The organism is Paenibacillus uliginis N3/975 (assembly GCF_900177425.1).
Taxonomy (GTDB): Bacteria; Bacillota; Bacilli; order Paenibacillales; family Paenibacillaceae; genus Paenibacillus_AQ; species Paenibacillus_AQ uliginis.
On record NZ_LT840184.1, the window covers coordinates 1,831,586 to 1,856,523 of the forward strand.

The following is a 24,938-nucleotide window of genomic DNA, read 5'->3' on the forward strand; positions in this document are numbered from 1 at the left end:
TTTAGAGTTTGGGACGGAGTAACTCCGTCCCTGTTTAAGAGTAACAATTCTATCAATTTTCCGATATTAATATTTCCATGGTGCTATGGTTTTATGAACGCTTTGGTTGATTAATAAAGTGGTGGATGTAAATTCAATTACAGTGCTTCCAGAACCGACTCCAGTCATTACATAGTCAATGTTCAATACGGTACAGCCACTTTTTTTGCAACTCGAAATGGTGTTTTCTTGCGGTCAGCACTTCTCGTGTATACTCTGAGGCGCAGAAGCTGAAGGGCTTTGTGCTATGTACCTGAAGTGAAGTATTCTCATTCGAGAGCGTACATTTTTCTGTTACATAGTGCGAACCGTTCTCCTGCGGACCATAGCCGAAATAGGTACAATTCTGAAAATCTCCGGTCAGAAAATAGCGCATGCCAAAACGCAGTAGATAAGCTAAGTCCATCTACACAAAAGTTCCCATCGTGCAGCACTTCTCCAAAGTCTCCACCATAAAGATACTTCGCGTTACCATTAGCATCGTGTTGTAAAACAGCATGATCACACCATTCCCATACAAAGCCGCCGGGGCCATTGCCCATTGCATGAGCAAACTCACACAAAATCAATGGCTTTTTGCTTTCCTTAGCCAGTCTTTCAGCGAATTCGATATCCGGGTACATATAGCTTTTCACATCCAAAATATCTAAGCTGAATCCCCCCTGATCTTCAGGCGAATAATGTACCTTGTTTCAAAATATAGTTAAGATGACTACTAACAAAACTGCAACTTCTGAGGGTACAGTTTTATTAACTGTGCCCCTTTTAAATATGGCAGTGAAAAGGGGAATCTCTATTGAAGCGAACCGCACCATCTCGACTTCCTAAGCTAGGAGCAACTCATTCTCAGCCTCTCAGAAGGCATACCCTCTTTTGGCGGCTATTCGCTAACTATTTTCTTCTGATCCTCATTCCGGTTATTGCGGCTAGTGTACTCGCACATGTGCTCGTCGTTCGTATCATTGAAGAGGATGCCGAGCGGTTCAACAACGTGATGATGAGCCGATTCTCCGAGCAGACCGACGCAGAGCTTCAATCTTTAAAGACGAATATGATTCATAACCTCAGTACATCGAGATTGCGTAGCGTTCTCCTTACTCCTATGGCATCATCTGCGGACAGTGAGCGGCTTCCGGAGTTGCTTCATTCGCTCCGGGAGCAACTTCAGCAACTGGAATCGGTTGATTTGGTCCAGAAAGCATATTATTACTTTGTACACGAGGACCTTATCGTTGATGCTGAAACATATACGAATAAATCGTATTATTTTACCTCCCGTAATACCATGGATCTTAGCTGGCGCAATAAGCTTGAAGCTGAACTGACCGGTAAGAAAATGATGGACTTTATTGATTCTCCAGCAACAATAACCGCTTTGATGAGTTACCCATTTAATACCACCACCCCTGACGTTTATCTTTTGGTTGATGTGAAGCCTGACAAGCTCAAAGAGCAAATTTATATGCCTGAAAGCTGGGTCACAGCCACTGCGATAGTTGACGATAAGGGGGGATTGATATCACAAACCGGTTTAACTGAACAGGATCAGCTAACGTTGCAGCAGCGTATACGTACAGATGGAATAGCTTCACAATTTACAATATCAGACAAGACAGGGCTGTCATTTATGCAATCGGGCTTTGACGACTCCTGGCATTATATCAGCATGATTGATCTAGGTACTTTAATGAAGCCGGTATACCTTACCCGCATTATTAGTTGGCTGTTCGTTATCTTCTTCCTATTGGTCGGCGGCCTTGTTTCGTATTATTTAAGTCGTCGCTTATATCGGCCAATTCGAGAAATAAAGGATGGACTGAAGTCTCATCATCTCTCGGTTGAGGCGCTTCGGAACGAAGGGGATGAGTTTGATGTCATTAAACGCTACTCTCAGTTAATCATGACGGAGAATAAAGAGCTGTTCCAAATGGTGAACGGGATGCTGCCGATTGTACAGGAGCAATTCTTTTCAAAAATACTTCTAGGTCAATATCGTGACGCCTTGTCCATCGAGTATTACGCCAGGGAGATTGAGTTTGCCTACAGCAATAAGGCTGCAAGAACAGTACTGTGCATCTCCTTTCACTATGATCCTCACGTTTACGATTCAGCATCGGAATCGACGAAAACGTTTCTCCTAACTGAGTTGAAGGACAAGATACATAAGCTGGCACCTGGTCTGATTTGGCTATGTCAGACAAAGCCGGATCTACTGGCTTGTGTCGTTCAGCATGATCAGAATGAGGACAATCCGGAGCATATGGCTGACATGATTAGACTTGTATTATTGGAGTACAGTACTTACTACAAAGCAACAATCGGAATCGGCAAGACTGTTCACGCCATGGAAGAGCTACATCTGTCCTATGAGCATGCTGCTGCAGTGCTTAAGTATCGAGGGCTACATTCGACAGTTGAAATTTGCAGAAGTCAGCCTTCCCGGGAACTGCAGCAATGGGACTCTTTCTTATCGGTTCAGGAAGTTAACCGGATTCTCAATCAGTACAAAACAAGAGAATACGACAAGCTGCTCCAATCTGTGCTAGATCTGCTGGAGGAAGGAAAGCGTAGAGATGCGGCAGCTTCCCAAATGAAATACTTGTTCGCTGATGTGCTGAACACGTGGATCCGTGCTGTGGAATCGGAGCATAACGAGTTGAACGTCCCTTATTATTCCGGCCTTTTTGAACGGATGAATCGCTGTATGACATGGGACGAGTTGAAACACTGCTTCGAGGACATTCACGGTTTTCTATTCCGAAAGGCAGAGACCAGCAGTCGAAGGCAGCAATTTTTAGAAATCGTAAATTACATTCATGAACATTATGACCAAGAGCTATCTATCGAGTATTTTGCGGGGATGACGAATATGTCCATTGGGCATTTCAGCCGTACCTTCAAAGAGGAGGTTGGTGAGAAGTATGTGGAATATATTGCGAAATGCCGGTTGACGAAGGCCAAGCACTTTTTGCTCGAAACCGATATGAAAATTGATGAGATTGCCGAGAAGGTAGGGTATTGGGGCAGGAACTCGTTAATTCGGGCTTTCCGCAGATACGAAGGCATTACACCTGCAAAGTACCGGAGCATCCACCAATAAGGGAAGAAGAGACTGTTTTTTTCTAAAGTCTCTTTTTTTGCGATAACAGGTGAAAAACCTTATGCAATCAGGCCATGTAAAACAAGTGACTTGAGGAAAAGATGCGCGCTTTACGCCCTGAAGTGCTGCTCGTATAGTGAGGACAACAACGAACAATGAAGGTGCTAAATAGATTGAACTAAAGAAATAGAAGTACTTCAACGGAGAAGGCGGAATTATTCTGGAGAAACGTAAGTGGTCGCCTTTGTCCCCGGATTTCAACGATTGTATAACTACAAAAAAGAAATCTGGGGGCAACAGCGATCGGAAGAATAATCCGTATTCGTAGTGATGCTCAGGCTAAGAATCTTTAGTTCATCTTATATAGCAATTGGAGGTGAGGATGATTGGCGCAGCTATCACGAATCGGGTATGTTCTGAAAAAGCATAAAGCGTTGTACTTACTGATGCTGCCTGGCATTTTGTACTACTTAATATTCAAGTACGCGCCGATGTATGGCATTATCATCGCCTTCCAGGACTATTCGATTGGCCGAGGTATTTTCGGAAGTAAGTTTGTTGGATTGAAGCATTTCATTGAATTTTTCTATGTCACGCCAGATGCATGGAAGCTGATTCGCAATACAATCATGCTGAATGTGTATGATCTTTTGTTTCATTTTCCGGCACCGATTATTTTGGCAATCCTGTTCCATGAACTGAAGGGCAAGTGGTTCAAACGATTTGTGCAAAATATTAGCTATTTGCCGCACTTCCTATCTACGGTAGTTATCGCGGGCATTCTCGTTACCTTCCTTTCCCCGACAACAGGAGTTGTGAATCATTTTCTCGTCAAGGTGTTCGGCATCGAGCCCATTATGTTTTTGGGTATACCGGAGTGGTTCCGAACGGTTTATGTTGGCTCTGAGATATGGCAGAAGGTGGGCTGGGGTACCATTCTATATTTGGCAGCTATCGCGGGGATTGATCCGACGCTTTATGAAGCGGCCAAGATGGATGGAGCGAATAGGTGGCAGCAGATGCGCCACATCACATTCATAGGTATGGTACCGGTCATGATTATTTTGTTCGTGCTGACATTAGGAAACTTTATGGAAGCAAGTTTTGAAAAAATATTGCTGATCTACAACACGATGAATTATGAAACCTCGGATGTGATTAACACGTTCGTCTACCGACGAGGTATCCTCGATGCTGATTTCAGTTTTGCAACAGCGGTAGGCTTGTTCCAATCGGCAATTGGCTTCATTCTGGTCGTTGCGGCGAATCGAATAGTTCGTAAACATTCGGAGACTAGCCTTTGGTAAAGGGAGGTGTGCCATGAAGAAGCAGGAAAGCTTGGCTTCCAAGCTGTTTGATGTGCTAAATATATTGTTCATGATCTTGCTTGTCATCGTGATGGTCTATCCGATGGTGTACGTATTCTCGGCATCGATCAGCAATAATGCGCTGGTAGCGAGCGGCGCTGTATTGTTCTGGCCGAAGGATATAACGTTTATCGCCTACGAGCAGCTAATTTATAACCCTGATCTTTGGGTGAGCTATTGGAATACGATTCGATATGCTTTTGTTCAAACGGTGCTGACTCTTATTGTGACGTCTGCAATGGCTTATCCGCTCGCGAAACGGTGGTTGCCTGGCCGGAGAGTGATTCTGCTCATGGCCGCTTTCACACTTCTCTTCAGCGGGGGGATGATTCCAACCTTCCTGATCGTGCAGCAGCTTGGGCTCTTGAATTCGATATGGGCGATCGTCCTCCCATCGCTTATTAGTACATGGTATTTGTTTATTATGCGGACGTTTTTCGAGGCGCTGCCTGAGGAGCTTGAAGACGCAGCTGCTATCGACGGCTGTGGATCTATGCAAATACTGGTGCGCATCGTACTGCCGTTATCATTGCCGGTCATGGTCACGATTGGCCTTTTTACCGCTGTGAATCAATGGAATGCTTTTTTTAACGCGTTAATCTATTTGAATGACCGGGATATGTATCCGCTACAAATTATGATGCGTAACATTCTGATCGCCGGCACGAATGTGCAGGGCGAGGGAGATCTGACCCATTTGGAAACATTGAAATATGCCATGATTATCATTGGGACACTGCCGATTCTCTGCGTCTACCCGTTCATCCAGAAGTATTTTGTGCAGGGTACGATGATTGGAGGTATTAAGGGGTAGATATGGAAATGCGAGCTACATAAGAAAAACGTCTTTCGATGTACTTCAAAGAAGACAGACCGCGATAAGTGGTAGTTTTTCTTGCGATATCAGGTTGTGAAGCTCACGTCGTTTTTACTATCTGATATCTAAAAAAAAGGAGGTTATGGAATGAAGCGAACGAGATTCAAAATGGTGCTTACGATTCTATTGCTCGGGGCCATGCTCGTAACTGGCTGCACCAGCGGAAAGAGTAAAGATAGTGGTACATTAAGCCCAGATAATCCAGTTAAATTCTCATGGCTCGTCTATGATCGGGTGGAAGGAAAGGTTCGTGATGACTGGGAAATATTCAAAGAAATTGAGGCTAAGACAGGCGTCAAGCTTGAGTTTCAAATCGTAAGCCAGGAAGGGCTTGAGGAAAAAAGACAAATTATGATCGCAACGAACACAGCAACCGATTTTATCCAAGTACCGACTCAAGACGGAAGGGAGCATGGACCGGAGAAGGTATTTTTAAACTTAAAGGATTATCTGGATAAAGCTCCAAACTTGAAAGCGTTTTACGAGAAATATCCTGAAGCTAAGGCACTGGCAACGGGCACGGATGGAGGACTATATACCGTACCTGTACTAGAGGGTGATGCAGAGGGGAAAGGCTTTAACTTTATCTGGTATGCACGCAAAGATATTATGGATAAAGATGGAATAAAGCCTCCGACATCGGTCGATGAATTTTATCAATATTTAAAAACACTTAAACAAAACTATCCGGATTCTTACCCGCTTATTTCAAACACCATCGTTGGTGACACAGGGCTGTATACAACTTTCGGAAGAGTATTCACGGGCATCAGTGGTTTCTACAATATTGATCCGACGACGGAACAATATGCATTCGCTCCATATCATTCGAATTATAAGGATATGCTTGTATTTTTGAATAAGCTTTATTCGGAGAAACTGCTTGATCCTGAATACTCGCTGCTGACTCAAGCGCAGTGGGAGGAGAGGATTTTAACCGGAAAATCATTAGTTACTTATTTCTGGAAGGCAGATCTGGAATCCTTGGTCGCAAAGGCGCGAGGTGCCGGTACAGCTGATTATGAACTGGATGCGATCCCTTCTTTTGCAGTCGAGGGTATTAAAAACTACCAGTTTTCTCGTCCAGTAGTTGGCACGGTTGGCAGAGCCATCTCAGCAAAAGTGAAGGATAAGGAGCGGGCTGTTCAATTTCTCGATTATTTAGTCGGCGATGAGGGAGGTAATTATCTCTCTTTAGGGATTGAAGGCAAGACGTATACCATGGAGGACGGTAAGCCGGTGTACAACAAGGAATTCGGAGCATCCCCTTTTAATACGCTGCGTAAGGATTGGGGTGTCTGGTATGACCTTATTACGTTGAACAATGCGAAATCCCGTGAAGTGTGGGAGCGAGGTTTAAGTGAGAAGAGTAAGGATATCAATGCTCGGTATGAGCAATATATTATTCCTGCTCCGAAGCAGATCGTCAAAACAGAAGAAGAGCTTGAACTTGAAAAGTCAAAGTTAAACAATCTAAACAAATATCTTGAACAGAAGGTCACAGAGTTTGTAACAGGCAAAACACCAATCAACGAAACGACTTATCAGCAATTTATTGACCAGGCCAAAAAATTCGGTTCTGATGAACTCCTTAACATGTACAACACCGCATACACACGCACGTACAGTAAGTAATTTTGTGATGGAGACGGAGGAATCAGGTGATGGACGGATACAAAATTATCGATGTCGATGTTCATAATGAACAAGAGGATACCGCCCTGCTTCCTTATCTGAAGGAGCCCTGGCGTTCGCGGGTCGCTGCATCAGGTATCGGCTATGCCGGCTCAGGCTACTATTCGCCGATCGGCGTCATGAAGAAGGATTCGATACCCCCAGGTGGAGGGAGAGCGGGCTCTGATCCTGATTTCATGATCAAGCAGCTGATCGAAGGATATAATCTGGATTATGCAGTACTCACTGGGGTCGTTTACAATATCTCATCAACGCATGACCCTGATTACGCAGCAGCCATATGTTCAGCCTATAACGATTTCTTAATTGCTGAATGGCTCGGCAAGCATAAAGCGTTTAAGGGAGCGATGGCTGTAGCGACCCAAGACCCGCTTCTTGCAGCGCGGGAGATCGATAGAGTTGGCGGGCATCCGGACATCGTGGAGGTTATGATCTCCAGTGCGGCGCGCTCGCCGCTGGGGCAGCGCCACTATCATCCGATTTACGAAGCAGCGGAACGTAACGGTCTGCCTGTCGCGATTCATCCGGGAGCAGAGGGTGGGGGGAGCTCAACGGCTCCAACCGCTGCTGGTTATCCGACTCGTTACATTGAGTGGCACACTTGTTTGTCTCAGATGTTTATGGCACATCTGGTGAGTATGGTATGCGAAGGGGTTTTTGTGAAGTACCCGAGGCTGAAGGTGGTGTTGGTAGAAGGAGGAGTCGCTTGGTTGCCGGGATTGATGTGGCGATTGGATAAAAATTATAAAGCGCTCCGTTCGACCGTTCCATGGCTGACGAAAATGCCAAGCCAGTACATTCGAGAGCACTGTTACTTATCTACGCAGCCGATAGAGGAGCCTGACAACCCGCAGCATCTCATCGATCTTTTTAATATGATCGATGCTGAAAACATGCTGCTCTACTCAAGCGATTATCCGCATTGGGACTTCGACTCGCCTGGTCATATTCTACGCAAACTTAAACCGGAGGCAAAGCGGAAGATTTTTTATGAGAATGCAAAGGAGTTATATCAATTGACTTGATTAACTTGAGTGGGGGCTTGGGAGGGTCGCTATGGTGGTGCATTATGTGCTGAATGCAGATGAAATTCCGGAAGGCGGTCACGTAGTCGTGCATATTGAGGGACGTGAAATCGGCGTCTATCGAGTGAATGGAGAGTATCATGCCATAAATAATTATTGCCCGCATCAAGGAGCACCGATCTGTGCGGGTCTCGTCTCCGGAACTACACTTCCTTCGGATGTATATGACTACGAATATGGAAGAGCAGGCGAGATTATCCGCTGCCCTTGGCATGGTTGGGAGTTTGATTTACAAACGGGCAAGTCTTTATTTAGCGACAGAATCAGGGTGAAGAAGTACAAGGTAGAGATTCAGGATGGGAGAATCGGAATTGTGCTGGGGAAGTAACATATCTGCGAAAACCTTCTTAGCCTTAACAAGGCTTGAGAAGGTTTTTTTAAATATAAGAGGCTCCAATCTAATTAGCTAATCGTCGTTAATCGATAGTGATTCGTACGAGACAAAGCCTTGAGCTGAGCGCATCGCGGATATTTCTTATTAAAATGGCCTCTCTTGCAGAGCAAGTGCTTCCACTGTGATAAGCCTGATTAATCTGGCGGACTCACATTCCGTTATTTGTGACAATCGACGAGATATTGCACTCATTTGGTCTGAGAATCCGTTATTTCCTCAAAACAAACCCGATTCCGCTTAAAAAGGCGCAAATAACTGCCTCTCCGGTTTAACCCCCTAATCTTGGACACTAGCCACCTCATTCTCGGGATATCGCATCATAACGCAATTTTTGCAGGAGTAATCGTTCCTTCGTTCACCAAACGCAAATACTCCTTAGGCGGCCAGTCATGAAGGCTTCCATGAATGCGCTCGTTGTTGTAATAGCGAATGAACCGATCTACTTCCGAAAAGGCTTCCTCATAATCCTCAAAACAGTGTCGTTGGTAGCACTCGCGTTCCACAATACTGTGGTAGGACTCAATGAAGGCATTCTTGTTCGGTGTCCGGTTCGGAGTACGTTCATGTTCAAGCCCTGCATGTTCACAGAAAGCATGGAACGCCTTGCTGACGAACTGGGGGCCATTGTCAGTACGAATAACCAACTTCTGCTCATCTCCGTACACTTTACGCGTAAGGAGCGCTTTCTGGAGTGTACGTAAGATATCTTGGGTGTGGCAGGTTTTCCCGCGATGGTACGCTACAATTCGGCGGTCAAACACGTCAATAATGCTGGCCAGGTAGAAATGCCGACGTTTTCCCGCCACGTAGCCATACTTAATATCCATCTGCCACAACTGGTTGGCGCCATTTACCACCCGGTTATTCGCTACTCTTTTGGGAACAGGGTTCGTTCTTTCTCGTTGTGGAAGGAGAATCCCCAAGGACTTGCAGAGACGGTATACCTTCTTTTTGTTAATCACTAGCTTATACTTTCGGCGCAGCAAAATCGTCAGTTTCCGGTAACCAGATGCTCCATGAGGGCCTTGGATCAGACGACGAAGAAACCCTTGAATACGGGTATCAGAGACGGCCTTTCCGTTCTGGTCACAGGAATAGCCCGGGATCGGTCGTCCGTTGCTGATCGGCTGCTGACGTTCAGGATGCTTCAAACGGTAATAGTACGTGGATCGCGGCACGTCACAGATCCGTAGGACGGTACGGATCGGATAGCCTTGCTCAATCCAATAGGAGGCTATTTGTAGTCGGGATACTTTTTTTTTACGAGATCTTTGAGGATGTGGTTTTCAAGTTCCTTCTCCCCCAACAGTTTCATCGCCTCGTCATATTTTTGCTGCAGCTCTTGGAACTTGGCCGCATCCTGCTCTATTTTTTGGGCTTCTTTCTGCTTTTTGACCATAAGATCTCCCACCTCATCCTCATATTGACGAACCCAGCCGCTTAACGTTTTGGGAGACATGCCGTATTTTCTCGCAACCATCTCTGTCCGGTAACCAGACAACACCTCTACGACATACTCTTTTTTCGCCTCAACCGGGCATCGAAATCGTCTTTTCATGGACGGACTCCTCATTTCTTTTTAGTGTATCTGAGGTACCTTGGAGTGTCCAATTGGATTAGGGGGCTATAAAGTCTCAGTCCGTTAGCTCACTCTAATAGACGAAAATACTCTAAATAACGGAACGTGAGTCCGCCCAAAGTATCGCCTGTTCACTTTAAACCGCTCACGACTAAATTCACGAGTTTGCGTAAACGACTAATCCATCTCGATGTTAACCATCAAAAACTAATTATTATATTTTTTGCACAAACGCCGTCGCCCTTTGAAAAGGACTACGAAGCCGTTCTACTTGGCCGTTTAAATTCCGTTTAAATTCGTGGATTATAATGTATGCAATAGCTGATGCTGAGCTAAAGAAGGAGTGAAAGTCATGGAATTAGAAATGGAATCAACAAAAGGTTCAATCAGCAACTGGCGCCAATTCATGAACGTAATTAACGAGACAAAGCCATCGAAATTAATGTTAATGGTCGCTTTGCTTATGAGTATAGGCTCAACTGCTGTGGCGTTGGTTATCCCGATGTTTACGAAGGGCATGGTGGACAATTTCTCCATAGCTAAGTTGGATACGATGCAGATCGTCGCGCTGGCGGTTGCGTTTATTATCCAGGCGATTGCCGCAGGTTTGTCTATATATATGTTGAATCTGATTGGGCAAAAGGTGGTTGCGAGCTTAAGGGATAGGCTATGGAAAAAGATGCTAGTCCTTCCGGTATCCTACTACGATCAGAATAAGACCGGAGAGACCGTTAGCCGGATTACGAATGATACGGGCATTATTAAAGGATTTATTACCGAACACCTTGCAAGTTTCTTTACAGGTATCGTGTCTGTTATTGGTTCGTTTATCGTGCTGCTGTATTTAGACTGGCAGATGACGCTCATTATGCTGGTGGTTATTCCGCTTTCGGCACTCGTTTTATTCCCCCTCGGAAAGCAAATGTTTAAAATATCAAAAGGCCTCCAAGATGAAACGGCATCCTTCACGGCTGTATTAAGCCAAGTGCTCTCTGAGATCCGACTTGTGAAAGCATCCAACGCGGAGTCGCGGGAGTACGAGAACGGTAGCAAAGGCATCAAAAGTTTATTTCGGTTCGGGGTTAAGGAAGGTGTAGTACAAGCGCTGATATCCCCGATCATGTCCTTTGTACTTATGGTCCTATTGGTCGTCATTATTGGATATGGCGGGATGCGAGTCTCTTCTGGTGCGTTGTCTACGGGCGAGTTGGTTGCTTTTATTCTGTATCTGATTCAAATTGTGATGCCAATGAGCCAATTGTCCATGTTCTTTACACAACTTCAAAAAGCTATTGGTGCAACTGAGCACATGATCTCTATTCTTGATACAGAGGAAGAGGAGCACGTGAAAGGTAAAGAGGTCGCTAAGGCCAATCAACCGATCGCAGTCGAACATTTGCATTTTGCTTACGTTGAAGGAGAGCCCATTCTTGAAGATATCAGCTTTACGATCAAGCCTGGAAAAGTAACGGCTATCGTTGGACCGAGTGGCGGCGGAAAGACGACTTTATTCTCGCTCTTCGAACGTTTCTACTTGCCTACTTCAGGTATAATCAAGTTAGGACAGGACGGGATTAACGAATTTTCGCTGCAATCATGGCGCTCCCAGATTGGATATGTATCGCAAGAGAGTCCATTAATTGACGGTACGATTCGGGAAAATATTTGCTATGGGATGAATCGGGAAGTTACGCAGGAGGAGTTGGAGCGAGCAGCTGAAATGGCATACGCGGACGGCTTCATCCGCGAGTTAACGGAAGGTTACGAGACAGAAGTCGGTGAACGCGGCGTTAAGTTGTCAGGCGGACAACGCCAACGAGTTGCTATAGCGAGAGCATTGCTTCGTAATCCGCATATCTTAATGCTGGATGAAGCCACTTCCAGCTTGGACAGCAAGTCCGAGATAGTTGTGCAAAAAGCATTAAACAACCTGATGAAGGGACGTACTACCTTGGTTATTGCCCACCGTTTGTCCACAGTAGTTGATGCGGACCAGATCTTGTTTATCGAGAAAGGCAAAATAACAGGCAACGGCACTCACGAGAAATTGTTGGAAAGCCATGCGATGTATCGGGAATTCGCGACGCAGCAGCTGCGTATACAAGAACAATACGGCTCTTAACGGGTGATAGGGAAAGGCGGTAGAGTACAGCATGATAACGATCTTAATCGTAGATGACGACCCTCATATTCGAGAATTAGTGACCTTATTCCTACAGAAGGAAGGCTTCAGGACTAGTGAAGCCTCCGACGGGGTAGAGGCGCTGAATAAGATGGAGACGGATAGAGCCGATCTGGTCGTACTCGATATCATGATGCCGAATATGGATGGCTGGGAATTGTGTCGTGAGCTTAGATCTATGTACGATATTCCGCTGCTTATGCTGACCGCTAAAGGGGAGACCTCGCAGAAAGTGAAGGGATTCAATCTAGGAACGGATGATTACTTGGTCAAGCCATTTGATCCAATTGAATTGGTCGTTCGGGTAAAGGCACTACTAAAACGGTATCAGATCGCTATATCGCAAACCGTTCAGTTCGGTCAAGTGAGCATGAATAGACAGACGTTTGAAGTGACATCATGCAATCAAAAATTTCCTCTTCCGATGAAGGAGTTCGAATTGTTATTTAAGCTTGGAGGTTATCCTGGCAAGACATTTTCCCGAGAACAATTGATTGAAGATATATGGGGATATGACTTTGAGGGGAACGAGAGAACATTGGATGTTCATATTAACCGTTTGCGCGAAAGGTTCCCTGAGAACGACTATGCTTTTAAGATTAAGACGATAAGAGGACTTGGTTATCGGTTAGAGGTTATGGGATGAGTCTGATGCAAAAAATAAAGGCGTTCATGAAGACGAAGGCATGGCGAAGGATCAAATTTATTTTCAGCATAGCTACTATATTGTTCATGATGTTCGGGGCTTGGTCTATTTCTTACTATATCACCCCCTTATTAATGAAATGGTTTGGATGGGAGTTTTCAGATTATTGGGCTTTTGTTGTGGTAGGTGTTGTCGCTTTGCTTCTATTAAGCGCTGTTATGAGCATATTTGTACCATTTGCGCGAAACAAGCATCTGGTTTTTTATCAGTCTATAGTTGATGCTGTGAAAAGGATATCGAAAGGTGATTTTGATGTTACGATTAAGCCTAATGAAGATTTTGAAGACGAATACGGAACGTTGGTCGAGAGCATAAACCAGATGGCTGGTGAACTGGGGCTGATGGAGAAGATGCGTCAAGAATTTATTTCGAATGTTTCACACGAAATTCAATCTCCGTTAACCTCGATTCGAGGGTTTGCGCGTGCTCTGCAAAATGATGAATTAAGTGAACTCGAACGCCAACATTATCTACAAATTATCGAGCTGGAAACGATGAGGCTGTCCAAATTAAGCGATAATCTGCTTAAATTGACATCGTTGGAATCGGATCATCATCCAGTCGAACCGCAATTTTTTCGCTTAGACAGTCAGCTTCGAAATCTCGTTCTTGTAAGTGAGCCGCAATGGTCTGCTAAGGGATTGGAGATGGATTTGAACCTAGATAAAGTTGGTATTCATGCAGATGAGGATATGCTCAGCCAAGTATGGGTGAATTTAATTCATAATGCGATTAAGTTCACGCCGGATAAAGGCTCGATCTGGATAATCATGAGGGCGTCAGAACATCATGTTGAGGTGCGAGTGGAGGATAGCGGTATAGGTATTGAAGAAGTGTATATTCCACATGTATTTGAACGATTCTTCAAGGCAGATGTTTCTCGTAATCGAGCGCAAGGTGGCAATGGTTTAGGTTTGTCTATTGTGCAAAAGATCGTACAGCTTCATAATGGTACGATTGAGGTTACAAGCACAAGAGGTGTTGGGACAACTTTTATTGTCAAGCTGCCGCTTCATGCAACAAGGCTAGGTGAAGCGGGTTAAGCGCCCATTCTCGGATAGATGAGGAATGGGCGCTTTGTTTATTTCTTCCTAGGTATGGTCAAGGACTTCCAGTCATCCGATTTCCGGAGTTTTGCGACATATACGATCTGCCCGACATGATAAGAGTAATGAGACGTCTGACGCTCGATGGCTTCCATGACCGAGTGTGGTTGCTCGCGAATGAATACAGTGCTTAATAGACTTCCTTAAATTTCAAATTTCTTGTTTTAGTGTGTTCCTTTGGTTTGTTAATTATATGGATTTTAAGTCAAGGGGGAAAGCTAATGAGTGTACAAGAATCGAAGTCAAGGAGATTTAAACAGATCAGAGTAATACTTTTAATTATGTTGTCGTTGATTATTATTGAACAGATCCCTTTAATACAACGTATTACGGCGATATCTACATCTCAGGTATATGTTTATGTAAAGTATGGGAACGATTTATCGTTTAAAGAAATTGAGTATGTACCTCAGTTCGGAGATTACTTTGTCTCTTATGAAAACAAAGGAGGGGAAAAACTTTCATTCATTGTCTCGCCCCATTTCAATACATATAAATCATCTTTTCTAAATTCGAGAGATTTGCTGAGAAAATAGTCCTGTGATTTTAATAGGCATATTGTATGATAACTGATATGTCGGTGTTTTTTGTTTTTTGTTAGAAGAAACTGAAAAAACGGTTTTTTTGTTCGTTATTGGTTTAATATCACTTAATAGGTTGATGGTGGAACTTCTTGATGTTACTATAGAACTATATGAAAAAGTCTTAAGGGGGACTAATTGTAAAGTGGAGACTAATAAAAAACCAAAAACTTTCAAAAAAATTATGCTTATCATTGTAGGGGTAATAGTAGCATTAAGTATAATTGGAGCACTTTCCAATAATACTTCATCAACAACAGATGATAAGACAAATTCCGCTAAGGAAACAAAATCAAGCAAGTCTGAAAACCACGAGGAATTATTCGCAGAGGCTCAAAAGCTTTTTAAAGATGGCAGCTACACGGATGCCATTGCAACAGTTGAGAAAGCAATTAAAGCTGAAAATAAAGACGAATATACAAAACTTAAAGCCGATATTGAGGCTAAGATTAAGGAACGCAAAGGAAAACTTGAGGCTAAATTTGATATTAAAGAAGATAAGGTCGAAAACATTACCTTTATCTCACCTGCATCAGGAGTTACCAAAGGATTAGTTTTCTATCCTTACATCGGTGTTAAAGATTCGAAAAAATACATGTTGTTGCGGGCAGGATATCAGGAAGATGCTTCTAAGGCTTTATTTGTTTTCACCAGTATTAAAGTGCGAGCTGGGGAGGATCTTGAAGAACTTAAATTCAATCCTATGGATAAACTGAATAATGTTGACTTTATGGGTTCCGGTATGACGGAAGTTGTTGATATAGGAGTTAAAGACAAAACGGAAAATCTACTGACTAAGGTAATTCCGAGTAATGATGAAGTCATTGTTCGATTTGAGGATATATCCAATAAAACTACGGATTATACTTTAAGCAAGGAGCAGAAGCAAGTTATAGCCGACATTTTGGAATACTACAGCTATTTGGATTAAGGTTAAGCTATCATGCGGCATTGTTGCTTCATAATTTGAAATGTAAAGAAGGGTCCTGTTCTGCTATGAACAGGGCTCTTTTTTGGACTTTCAGTAGAATAGTTATGCAGATTCAATGTATTAATAAGTTAGCATTTCACTACTTAAACACCGTAACGGAGAACTGCTGTTTTAAAAGTGTAAGAATATGTGATTCTGCTTCCTAAGATGATCTTCTTCAAAAAACAGAGTGTGGTTGGTGTAATACCATCGATGCTCTGTTTTTTATATGAGAAATAATTATGGCAACAGGGTAAGTTGAATTATCTGTATGATTGATGGGATATCCTGTATGATAATTTTAAGGTATGGAGTTATCATTGTACTGTTCTTAGAATACGTATTACCAACTTTAAAAAAGGAATGCGATTTATGAAATAGATGAATATACGGGAGGAATTGCAATGCAAGCCATACTGAAAGAACTAACTAGAAATATGAACTTCACACACGACCTGAAGCAAGACATACAATTGTTCCTAATTTCCAATCATTGTCCGAAGACTGCTGAGCATTGTATGGAGGTCGGGACAGAGGCTAGGAGAGTTGCCACATTATTTAATGCAGATCCAGATGAAGCGGAAATCGGAGGATGGCTGCATGATATTAGTGCGGTAATTCCAAATAACGAACGGATTGCGGCCGCAAAGGAGTTGCAAATCGATATTTTAGCTGAGGAAGAAGCTTTTCCTATGATTATTCATCAGAAGATATCAAAAGTAATGGCTAAAGAAATATTCAAAATCACGAATGCCGAGATATTGGATGCTGTTGGATGTCATACGACACTGAGGAGAAATTCAAGTAAGCTGGATCAGGTTTTATTTGTTGCAGACAAAATAGCGTGGGACCAGTCAGGAATTCCTCCATACATACAAGAACTTCATCGGAATTTGGAAGTTTCTTTAACCTATGGAGCTTTTTCTTATATTAATTACTTATGGGAACGCAAGGAATCGCTCAAAGTGATACATCCCTGGCTCAGAGACGCATACGAAGAGTTAAATGATTTATTAAAGCCACAGCGTACATAGCAGAACTTAGATAGGTGGAATTGTAGAAGAGAAAGGATGGCATGAACAATGAGCGGATTCATCTTTATTGCATCGGACACATTGTTAAATGAAGTAAATCCAACAAGATTTTTGACCCTTACAGCAAAAGACATTAAACAATTAAAACATAAACCCGTTGGGCCTATGCCATGGGAAGATGCTCCAGATGAAGCTAAGGTTATCTGGCAAATTAACGAACAAACAGAAAGTTTACAAGTTGAATATTGTGAGTCTCCGCCATATGTATTAGATAGCTATACGAAGAAGCCGTTTATTTATCAGCTGGGTGGAAATTTGTATCAGCAAAATACGATTGAAGAGCTATATACGTATATCGTCGAAAAAGTTAATGAAGGAATTCCCATTGAACTATGGTCCGTATGGATTGGTAACGAGAATCCGAATATGGTAAGAAAAACAGTAAGTATCGATCAGTTTGCAACAGAAGATATTCAGATGATACATACGCCTGATAGTTGTTGTACGATCATTAGATAAGATTGCCTAAGCTCGGTTGTGATGGTAAACAACTACGAGATACAATATGATCCAATCTAACTTTTTGGAGGATACAACTATGAACCCCGAAGTTTCAACAAACAACGATTTCACGATCGATTGTAACGATATTATTCTTAGAGAATATAAACTAGAAGATTTGGACGCCTTGTATAACCTGACCTAGCAGCCTGAAATCAAGGAGTTTTTGCCGGATTGGGACGTACCCAAGGAACAAAGACTGGATTGGTTGTTTAATTATGAAATTCCGGAGAATCAAAGATTTATCCAGGCTGTGATGGAGGGAGGGGACATCGGAGATATCCGTTTACGCTTAGGAATTATTTTAAAAGAGACGGGTGAGTTTATCGGTTGGTGCTGTACAGGGATTAAAGATGAATTACTCGAACCTAAAAGAGAGGTTATGTATGCCATATCGAAGGATCATCGAAGCCAAGGATATACGACTCAGGCTGCACAAGGGCTTATCAAGTATTTATTTGAGAATACCCATGTCGAGGAAGTTTGCGCACTGGCATTAGTACATAACGTGCCTTCGAACAAAGTCATACAGAAGTGCGGCTTCGTTTGGAGTAACATCTTGGAGATGGATGGCATGCCATATAATAGCTATACAATACATAAAAATACGTGGATAGATCGTTAAAAGGGATGCTAAGGGCGGTGAGTTGATATGTTTTTTGTAAATGCAAGAGCCTTTATTGAACGAGATAACGATGGAGTTACCGAACTCATCATTCAAACCCGTGTTAAGCCAGGGGAGCCTGAAGTTTTAGAACTGCCTGGAGGAAGATTAGAGCTGTTTGAGCCTATACTCGCTGGTTTGTATAGGGAAGTATTCGAGGAAACGGGATTGAAAGTCGTCAGGGTGGAAGATCAAGACACAAGAAGTGACACCATAGGCATAAACGCTGAGTTCGAGGTAGAATGCGTGAAGCCTTTTTGTGTTTATCAAACGGTGAATGGGCCTATTGATTCAATGGGCATGTATTTCATTTGCACCGTAACAGGTGATCTAACCGAGAACGGCGATAACACGGAAAAGGTACACTGGAGGCCAGTTGATGACATTCGTGAATTAATGAATCAAGATCCGATGCAATTTTCCAACGTGGACCGGGCTGGTATTATGTATTATTTGAAATATCGAACTTCCAGATGAACTGAAACCGATAATAGAGCTGGTTGTGACCGAGTATTACCTAGGAAATATTCTATGTTGTTAGAAGGAGGAGCTAAATTTGAATTTAGAAGAAAAACTAATCAATATTTTGAAGACTAACGAAAATTTAATGAGAGATCTGGAATGGGTGCGGCAATTGGGTTTGCCACATTGGTGTATAGCGGCTGGGTATGTGCGAAATTTTGTTTGGGATTACCTCCATGGCTATGCAGATCAAACCCCACTAAACGATGTAGATGTTCTATATTTCAATCCAACAGATCTTCGAGAAGAGTCGGAAAAAGATTATGATATCCAGCTAATAAATCAATACGATAAATATAACTGGTCTGTGAAGAATCAAGCCCGCATGCATACAAAAAACCAAGATGATCCATTTGTATCTGTGGCAGATGCAATGAAGAGATGGCCAGAGACGGTAACGGCTGTTGGAATCCGTCTTGACGACGATATGAATATTGAAGTGATAGCGCCTCATGGACTGGAAGATTTGTTTCAGTTGATTATTCGTAAAAGTCCGTATTTTAAGGACGAAGCATATTTTAATTCCAGAGTAAATAATAAGAGATGGTTAGATATATGGCCTCAATTAAGAATGGCTTAATCCAATTTACTTTTTACAGATTGAACTAACGGTGAAGAGAATAAGGAGGGGAGAGCACTTTTGAAAAATATACGTAGTATAGTTTGGCCCGTGGTTATCATGGTCTTACTGTTAGGTCTACTTGGCTGCAGCAAAGAAACCACGCCAGAAAATAAGGTAGCATATATTTCTGCCAATGAAAATTTGGAATACGAAAAAGTATACAAGGAATTGGGCTTAGGGGTTTTGTACGACTTTGATTTCAAGCTACCCTATGCGGATCAGAGCTGGGTTAATATTTGGGTGGAGTGTTATCAGAACGGTTAAAAAATGGATCCATTTCACTTAATCGAACTAAGCTATGGTCAAAGCCCCAAACAGGTTGAAGAAGGCCATATGGGTTTTGGATTAATTAATCCTATTAGTGAGGCAGGTTCGATATTTATGTATTCACATAATGTGAAAGCACCACCTATTCGAATAGACAACCAAATCCTTAATAGTTCTACGATGTTTAGCGTTTGGGACTATGCCATTGGAAGTGAAAAGGTTGGCCTGGAATCTGGAGAGACCAAATTGTTAGCGGTGTACCGGCAAGGAAAGAATAATACGATAGAAAGCTATGATTATCAAGACAGCCAAGCAATGGATAAAATGATCAAGAAAGATGCAGTTGTGCTTTTATTAAAGGTGAAAGTTGTAAAAAAAGATGAATCAGAAGGAGACAACGATGTCTGATCCCATAATCGTAATGCCTTATGACAAGGCATGGAAAAATGAATTCCAGGTGATTGGTGGACAAATAAGGCAGGCACTAGGTGAAGTCGCTGTGCGAATTGACCATATCGGTTCGACATCTATCACAGGATTAGATGCAAAGCCAATTATTGATATTCAAGTATCCGTTGGTTCGTTGGAACCGATGGATTGCAGATTGGGTTTAGAAGCACTCGGTTACACCTATAGAGTCAATAACCCAGACCGAACGAAACGTTATTTTAGAGAGAGCGGCAGTATGAGAAGAACCCACATTCATGTTCGTGAGGTGGGTAGTTGGTCAGAGCAGTTTGCGTTGCTCTTTAGAGATTATTTGCGCGAACACCCGGATGCCCGCAGAAGGTATGCAGAAGTGAAGTATCAATTGATGGATCAGTACCACAATGAGCGCGAACGGTATGTGGAAGAGAAGGGGCCTGTCATTTGGGAGATTATGAGGAAGGCGAGTGAATGGAGTCAGCAAATAGGATGGAGACCGGGAAAGTCAGATATATAACAGATTTATCGAGAGTTCATTTTACATATCCCCAAAAATATATGAACTGAAGTTAATTTTGGTTGACAAAAACTAATGTTATTAGTTAAATTGTTATTAGTGTTAATATTTTGAATTAACCCTATTCATCTATATGTGAATGATATATAAGGAGATGAAAGTACGGATGTCAAGAGTAAAGCTGGATTTGCAGATCATATTACAAGCAGCCTCAGAAATTGCGGATACTGAAGGCTTGGATGAGGTAACATTGGCCTCCCTCTCCAAGAAGCTGGGAATTCGTTCGCCTTCATTGTACAATCACGTGGATGGACTGCCTGGACTTCGTCATCAGCTCGCGATGCATGGAATGAAACGGTTGAATGATGTGATGACACATGCAGCGGTAGGACGTGCGCAAGATGATGCCGTACATGCCATTGCTAAAGCTTACATAACGTTTGCTCGGGAGCATCCAGGATTGTATGACGCTCTTGTTCGTACACCGAATTGGCAGCATGAAGAAACCCAAAAAATTGCAGTTCAGCCTGTAGAACTTCTCGTTCGTGTACTTGGCGCATACGGATTAGAGGGAGATGCAGCCATCCATACTGTTCGCGGATTGCATAGTCTCCTACACGGTTTTGCATCGCTGGAGCAGACAGGAAACTTCAATATCCCGATTGATCCAGATTATAGTTTACAGCTATTGATTGACTTTTTCCTTAAGGGTATTCGTTCATATGGTGAGTCGAAATAAGACAGGTGCTTTGTTTGTATGATAATATACAGGGAGATGGATTAATGGGAGGCGTTTGATATGAAAACAAATTGTAATCAGGGGCAAACTTATGAGGGGTTTAGCGCATAATCGCCCATAAACTGCGTGGTCCCCATCGAGAGGGGAAACTTTTTTTGAAACAATATGTTTTGCAGCAGTTTGATTATCATGTTTGGGCTAACAAGAAAGTGTGTGCCTATTTGCAGGAATTATCCGAGGAAATATACCGCCAGAAAATGATGAGCGTATTCCCTACGATCTATGATGTCATGGTGCACATTTATGTGGTTGACAGCAACTGGTTAACCTTTTTTACTGCTGGTGACGTTATGGAGATGTCAGAAGAATATATTGAGCAAGTAAAGGCTGAGACGGATCGATTGGTTGCTGAAACGGAAGGGAAGCGTATTGAACAATTAGGAGTCATGATGGAAACACTGGGTGAACGTTTCAGGGCATTTATTGAGCAGCACGAGGACATAGAGTCTATGTATTCATCAGGTGGGTTCAAGGCCCGGTATGTTGATTTTATTCAGCATATTGTGAACCATGGGTCGTATCACAGAGGAAATATTACTGCGATGCTGAGACAGCTTGGTCATCCGGGGACACCAACGGATTATGGCTTCTATTTATATACGCTAGATCAATGATAATACTATAGCAATCAGCAAAAAGGACAGTCTGGAACTTTGAGTTCCAGGCTGTTTTTTTAGAACAAATCTATTAGACTTGCATAAACCGAAGGATAGATTAACTTAATATGGAATTTTGATCCTGCTATAACGTATAATGAAGACACTAAAAAAGAAGCGGGAAAGATCCCTATTGATGTAGAGTTCATATGATCATTCAGATAGATTTCATTCACTTAACAACAAGTTAATAAGATCATCACTGGGGTGCACTTGCCGACTACAGGAAGGGTTGTCTTTATGAGTGTTGAAATCGTAAACCGTGGTAGGACCCGTATTGTTGGACTCACCGGTGACGTTCTTTTGAAAGATACCAAGGAACAACTAATTATACCAAAATTACAGCAATCGTTTAATGAAAGATTGAATGAGATCGAAGGTGCGGTGGGCCTTCCAGTAACCTATGGTGTATTCATTGATCCCCCTAACTACAATCCGCATACCGATTTATTCACTTGGATAGCAGGAGTGGAAGTTGAAGAAGGATTTGAGCCTCAGGAGGACATGATCAGTTATGAAATTCCTGGTGGCACATACGCTGTCTTGCCATACTCCGGAAATATTGATAACGCGGGCTTGGCATATGATCAATTATATACTTGGATCAGCGCGTCAGAATATGAACAGGCTGGGACCTATGGTTTTGAGATGTATATGAAAATTCACTCCGCTCATGAACGTAATGACACCGAAATGAGACTGCATTTTCCAATTATTAAGAAATAATTTTTCTGGGAGAGTGTTCTATGAAAAAAGATTTTTTATTCACTAGAGTTGGTTATGTGTATGTTCCTACATCCAATATTGATGCTTCCATTGAATGGTATACAAAACATCTTGAATTTCAGCTAATCGATAAATTTCAGGATCGGGGCTCATTTCTTGCGGTACTGCATCATCCCGGCCAATATTCGATTGCTTTATTGTTGATTGAAACCGAGGATCAGGAGAGATTGCAAATATCCAGAAACGGTCAACCTTTTCCGATTATGGCTATGAATTGCCTAGATATTGAACAAACACATGAATTCTTGAAGAGTAATGGGGTTGATGTGCAGCCATTGCAATCCTTGGGCGCCGGAGAAGCCAAGTATTTTTATTTTAGAGACAATGAAGGGAATCTGCTGGAAGCAGCGTGGTCTATTTATGATCTAAAAGAAGAGATGAAAGAAAATTTTGTGAAGGATTCAGCGGAAAATTAACTAAGGATGTGTGTACGCTCTCTGATAAAGCACTTGCACAATATTTAAGAACGCAGTACAGCATTCAAAATTTATTGAATACGAGTTACTACCTACGAGGAATGAATGACACCTACTTGGTAACCACCACATCCGATGAAAAATTCATCTTTAGAGTTTATCGTGGAGATTGGAGAAAAGAGTATTCGGAAATCGCTTTTGAATTGGAGCTATTACGTCATCTTAATCAGAATAGGATTTCAGTCTCTTTACCTATAGCGGACATTCATGGGGAGTTTATTCAAACCATTGACGCTCCGGAAGGTCGACGATTTAGTGTATTGTTCACCTTTGCAGAAGGAAGCGAAAGAGGAATAGATAATGAAGAAATCAGCAGTGCTTTTGGAAAAGCCGTTGCAAATATTCATTTAAAAGGTGACAGCTTTAAAAGTGATTATGCCAGACCGCATCTTAATTTGGATTATTTAATCAATCAATCACTTGATATTATTGAAGCTGGCATGGGGCATCGAAAAGATGATTTTGAATTCATCAAAGAGGTTGGTAAAGCACTGGAGCAAGCCTTGCTGGACATCCCATTAAATCAATTAGATTGGGGGATATGCCATGGAGATCTGCACGGAAATACCAACGTCAGCTTCACCGAAGATTTAGTCATGACTCACTATGATTTTGATCTGTGCGGATATGGTTGGCGTGCATATGATATTGCAGAATTCCGTCTAGCAAGAGAGGTTCGATTGAGTCATGATCCCGAACAATTAGAGCGGTTATGGAGTGCTTTTATTGAAGGTTACCATTCGATTAGAGCTTTATCGGAAAGTGACCTTCGGGCTGTGCCTATCTTTGTTGGTATCAGACAGCTATGGTTGATGGGACTATGTCTTAGTGATCCGCATATTACCGGAAGTATAGATTACGGTGATGAGTTCATTGATGAGAAGCTGGATTATTTTAAACAATTGAAGGAGCATTTATATGGATCATATTCTGAAATATTATAATCAATTCGATGAATGGGGCCGTCTGGATCGGGAGCCTATAGAATTTCTTGTAAATCTGCACTATATCACGAAGTATCTGCCGCCCCATGGTCATATATTGGATAACGGAGCCGGGCCGGGGAAATATGCTATGGAACTGGCGAAGCGAGGATATGATATGTCATTAACAGATCTGACACCCCGTTTGGTGGAGGTTGCTTATGAGAAAGCCAAGGATTTTGAATTGCTTAATCAATTCAAAGCTTTTAAAGCGGCCGATGCCAGAAATCTTGACCTGTTTGAAGATGAGCAATTCGATGCTTCTTTAATGTTAGGGCCGTTGTATCATCTGCAAGAGAAACAGGACCGGAATCAAGCAGTGAAGGAACTTTATCGGGTGACGAAGAGTGGCGGTGTTGTGTTTGCGGCGTTTATGACCAGAACGAGACACTTAACGACTTCACTCTTATATCCTCAACACTGGAAGCCCAATGATAATATCCATGATATTTCCACATTTATGGAAACGGGCATTTTTAATCATAGCGATGAAGGAAGATTTACGGGAGCCTACTATTTTAAAATTGATGAAATCCAGCCGTTTATGGAATCACATGGTTTTGAAAGTATTCAGTTGATTGCCTCTTCAAGCATTGCTGGCTCATTTCAGTCCGAGCAGTTCGATTATTGGCGTACTCGTGGGGACGATGAGTTCAGAGAGGTTATGGAGGTTATATATAAGGAAGCGGGGAATCCGTATATTTTAGGGATGTCTTCACATTTACTTTATATTGGACGGAGGAAGTAGCGGAAAGGAGTAAATTGTATGGAAGTACTAATAATGATACCTTTATGGCTAATTTTCCTTGCACTTACTGTTGTAGTGATCAGATACGCAATCGATTCATCTAAAAGCTCGCGTAAGCTGGACGTGTTAACTGATGAAATCCGCAAATTAAGAAAAGAAACTCGGGATAATAAACATATTATCGATAAAAAAGTAT

The 24,938-nt window shown here is 42.4% G+C and carries 27 protein-coding genes and 2 pseudogenes; 24 read left to right on the forward strand and 5 right to left on the reverse strand.

All coding sequences use genetic code 11. The features are described 5' to 3' along the window. Positions 1–175 precede the first annotated feature (175 nt). Both B9N86_RS08610 and B9N86_RS08615 read right to left on the reverse strand, forming a co-directional pair. A complete protein-coding gene (locus B9N86_RS08610) occupies positions 176–445 on the reverse strand; it encodes a beta-galactosidase small subunit-related protein (RefSeq protein ID WP_208918648.1) in 270 nt (89 codons plus the stop codon). Between the two features lie 46 nt (positions 446–491). Next, positions 492–674: pseudogene (locus tag B9N86_RS08615) on the reverse strand (glycoside hydrolase family 2 TIM barrel-domain containing protein); the annotation flags it as partial. A 161-nt stretch (positions 675–835) separates the two neighbouring features. Between B9N86_RS08615 and B9N86_RS08620 the strand changes: the two are divergent. From B9N86_RS08620 to B9N86_RS08645, 6 genes are all read left to right on the forward strand, one after another. Further along, positions 836–3,139 (forward strand): helix-turn-helix domain-containing protein, encoded by a 2,304-nt coding sequence (locus B9N86_RS08620; RefSeq protein ID WP_208918649.1) that lies wholly within the window; start codon positions 836–838, stop codon positions 3,137–3,139. A 386-nt stretch (positions 3,140–3,525) separates the two neighbouring features. Then, a complete protein-coding gene (locus tag B9N86_RS08625; RefSeq protein ID WP_208918650.1) occupies positions 3,526–4,446 on the forward strand; it encodes an ABC transporter permease in 921 nt (306 codons plus the stop codon). A gap of 13 nt (positions 4,447–4,459) precedes the next feature. Then, complete coding sequence (locus B9N86_RS08630) at positions 4,460–5,320, forward strand: carbohydrate ABC transporter permease (protein WP_208918651.1); 861 nt, start codon at positions 4,460–4,462, stop codon at positions 5,318–5,320. A gap of 150 nt (positions 5,321–5,470) precedes the next feature. After that, a complete protein-coding gene (locus B9N86_RS08635) occupies positions 5,471–7,018 on the forward strand; it encodes an extracellular solute-binding protein (protein WP_208918652.1) in 1,548 nt (515 codons plus the stop codon). Positions 7,019–7,047: 29 nt separating this feature from the next. After that, positions 7,048–8,103, forward strand: coding sequence for an amidohydrolase family protein (locus B9N86_RS08640; RefSeq protein ID WP_208918653.1), 1,056 nt, complete (start codon positions 7,048–7,050; stop codon positions 8,101–8,103). 31 nt (positions 8,104–8,134) lie between these two features. Beyond that, positions 8,135–8,491: a Rieske (2Fe-2S) protein gene (locus B9N86_RS08645; protein WP_208918654.1), complete on the forward strand. Its 357-nt coding sequence runs from the start codon at positions 8,135–8,137 to the stop codon at positions 8,489–8,491. A gap of 383 nt (positions 8,492–8,874) precedes the next feature. Here B9N86_RS08645 and B9N86_RS08650 read toward each other — a convergent pair whose 3' ends face one another. Further along, positions 8,875–9,795: an IS3 family transposase gene (locus B9N86_RS08650; RefSeq protein WP_208920173.1), complete on the reverse strand. Its 921-nt coding sequence runs from the start codon at positions 9,793–9,795 to the stop codon at positions 8,875–8,877. Beyond that, positions 9,792–10,115 carry a transposase gene (locus B9N86_RS08655; protein ID WP_208917236.1) on the reverse strand — a complete coding sequence of 108 codons (324 nt, stop codon included), beginning with the start codon at positions 10,113–10,115 and terminating at the stop codon, positions 9,792–9,794. The genes B9N86_RS08650 and B9N86_RS08655 overlap by 4 nt, the downstream gene beginning before the upstream one ends. 373 nt (positions 10,116–10,488) lie before the next feature. Between B9N86_RS08655 and B9N86_RS08660 the strand changes: the two genes are divergently transcribed. The 3 genes from B9N86_RS08660 to B9N86_RS08670 are packed head-to-tail and all read left to right on the forward strand — an operon-like array spanning position 10,489 to position 14,067. Then, positions 10,489–12,258 carry an ABC transporter ATP-binding protein gene (locus B9N86_RS08660; protein WP_208918655.1) on the forward strand — a complete coding sequence of 590 codons (1,770 nt, stop codon included), beginning with the start codon at positions 10,489–10,491 and terminating at the stop codon, positions 12,256–12,258. Positions 12,259–12,289: 31 nt separating this feature from the next. Further along, positions 12,290–12,964, forward strand: coding sequence for a response regulator transcription factor (locus B9N86_RS08665; protein WP_208918656.1), 675 nt, complete (start codon positions 12,290–12,292; stop codon positions 12,962–12,964). A 5-nt stretch (positions 12,965–12,969) separates the two neighbouring features. After that, entirely contained in the window at positions 12,970–14,067 is a 1,098-nt protein-coding gene (locus B9N86_RS08670; RefSeq protein ID WP_244563014.1) for a HAMP domain-containing sensor histidine kinase, read from the forward strand. 38 nt (positions 14,068–14,105) lie between these two features. Here B9N86_RS08670 and B9N86_RS08675 read toward each other — a convergent pair. Further along, positions 14,106–14,267 (reverse strand): annotated as a pseudogene (locus B9N86_RS08675) (DUF1572 family protein); the annotation flags it as partial. A gap of 457 nt (positions 14,268–14,724) precedes the next feature. Between B9N86_RS08675 and B9N86_RS08680 the strand changes: the two are divergent. The 15 genes from B9N86_RS08680 (at position 14,725) to B9N86_RS08750 (ending at position 24,742) form a co-directional block, all read left to right on the forward strand. Further along, complete coding sequence (locus B9N86_RS08680; RefSeq protein WP_208918658.1) at positions 14,725–15,642, forward strand: hypothetical protein; 918 nt, start codon at positions 14,725–14,727, stop codon at positions 15,640–15,642. Positions 15,643–16,085: 443 nt separating this feature from the next. After that, complete coding sequence (gene yqeK / locus B9N86_RS08685) at positions 16,086–16,715, forward strand: bis(5'-nucleosyl)-tetraphosphatase (symmetrical) YqeK (protein WP_208918659.1); 630 nt, start codon at positions 16,086–16,088, stop codon at positions 16,713–16,715. A gap of 48 nt (positions 16,716–16,763) precedes the next feature. Continuing rightward, positions 16,764–17,234 (forward strand): hypothetical protein, encoded by a 471-nt coding sequence (locus B9N86_RS08690; protein ID WP_208918660.1) that lies wholly within the window; start codon positions 16,764–16,766, stop codon positions 17,232–17,234. Positions 17,235–17,430: 196 nt separating this feature from the next. Beyond that, a complete protein-coding gene (locus B9N86_RS08695) occupies positions 17,431–17,901 on the forward strand; it encodes a GNAT family N-acetyltransferase (protein WP_244563128.1) in 471 nt (156 codons plus the stop codon). A gap of 27 nt (positions 17,902–17,928) precedes the next feature. Continuing rightward, positions 17,929–18,417: an NUDIX hydrolase gene (locus B9N86_RS08700; RefSeq protein ID WP_208918661.1), complete on the forward strand. Its 489-nt coding sequence runs from the start codon at positions 17,929–17,931 to the stop codon at positions 18,415–18,417. A 79-nt stretch (positions 18,418–18,496) separates the two neighbouring features. After that, the gene (locus tag B9N86_RS08705; RefSeq protein ID WP_208918662.1) at positions 18,497–19,042 is read left to right on the forward strand and encodes a nucleotidyltransferase family protein; all 546 of its coding nucleotides are present in this window, start codon (positions 18,497–18,499) and stop codon (positions 19,040–19,042) included. Between the two features lie 60 nt (positions 19,043–19,102). Next, positions 19,103–19,348: a hypothetical protein gene (locus B9N86_RS08710; protein ID WP_208918663.1), complete on the forward strand. Its 246-nt coding sequence runs from the start codon at positions 19,103–19,105 to the stop codon at positions 19,346–19,348. 3 nt (positions 19,349–19,351) lie between these two features. Continuing rightward, positions 19,352–19,759, forward strand: coding sequence for a hypothetical protein (locus B9N86_RS08715; protein ID WP_208918664.1), 408 nt, complete (start codon positions 19,352–19,354; stop codon positions 19,757–19,759). Next, on the forward strand, positions 19,752–20,294 hold the full coding sequence (locus B9N86_RS08720) for a GrpB family protein (RefSeq protein ID WP_208918665.1): 543 nt from the start codon (positions 19,752–19,754) through the stop codon (positions 20,292–20,294). The genes B9N86_RS08715 and B9N86_RS08720 overlap by 8 nt, the downstream gene beginning before the upstream one ends. 166 nt (positions 20,295–20,460) lie before the next feature. Then, the gene (locus B9N86_RS08725; RefSeq protein ID WP_208918666.1) at positions 20,461–21,033 is read left to right on the forward strand and encodes a TetR/AcrR family transcriptional regulator; all 573 of its coding nucleotides are present in this window, start codon (positions 20,461–20,463) and stop codon (positions 21,031–21,033) included. Between the two features lie 155 nt (positions 21,034–21,188). Continuing rightward, positions 21,189–21,707, forward strand: a complete 519-nt coding sequence (locus tag B9N86_RS08730) for a DinB family protein (protein WP_208918667.1) — start codon at positions 21,189–21,191, stop codon at positions 21,705–21,707. A gap of 282 nt (positions 21,708–21,989) precedes the next feature. Next, complete coding sequence (locus B9N86_RS08735; RefSeq protein WP_208918668.1) at positions 21,990–22,475, forward strand: GyrI-like domain-containing protein; 486 nt, start codon at positions 21,990–21,992, stop codon at positions 22,473–22,475. A gap of 20 nt (positions 22,476–22,495) precedes the next feature. After that, entirely contained in the window at positions 22,496–22,951 is a 456-nt protein-coding gene (locus tag B9N86_RS08740) for a VOC family protein (protein WP_208918669.1), read from the forward strand. A gap of 101 nt (positions 22,952–23,052) precedes the next feature. Then, positions 23,053–23,955: a phosphotransferase gene (locus B9N86_RS08745; protein WP_208918670.1), complete on the forward strand. Its 903-nt coding sequence runs from the start codon at positions 23,053–23,055 to the stop codon at positions 23,953–23,955. Then, positions 23,930–24,742 carry a class I SAM-dependent methyltransferase gene (locus B9N86_RS08750; RefSeq protein WP_208918671.1) on the forward strand — a complete coding sequence of 271 codons (813 nt, stop codon included), beginning with the start codon at positions 23,930–23,932 and terminating at the stop codon, positions 24,740–24,742. The genes B9N86_RS08745 and B9N86_RS08750 overlap by 26 nt, the downstream gene beginning before the upstream one ends. Positions 24,743–24,938 lie beyond the last annotated feature (196 nt).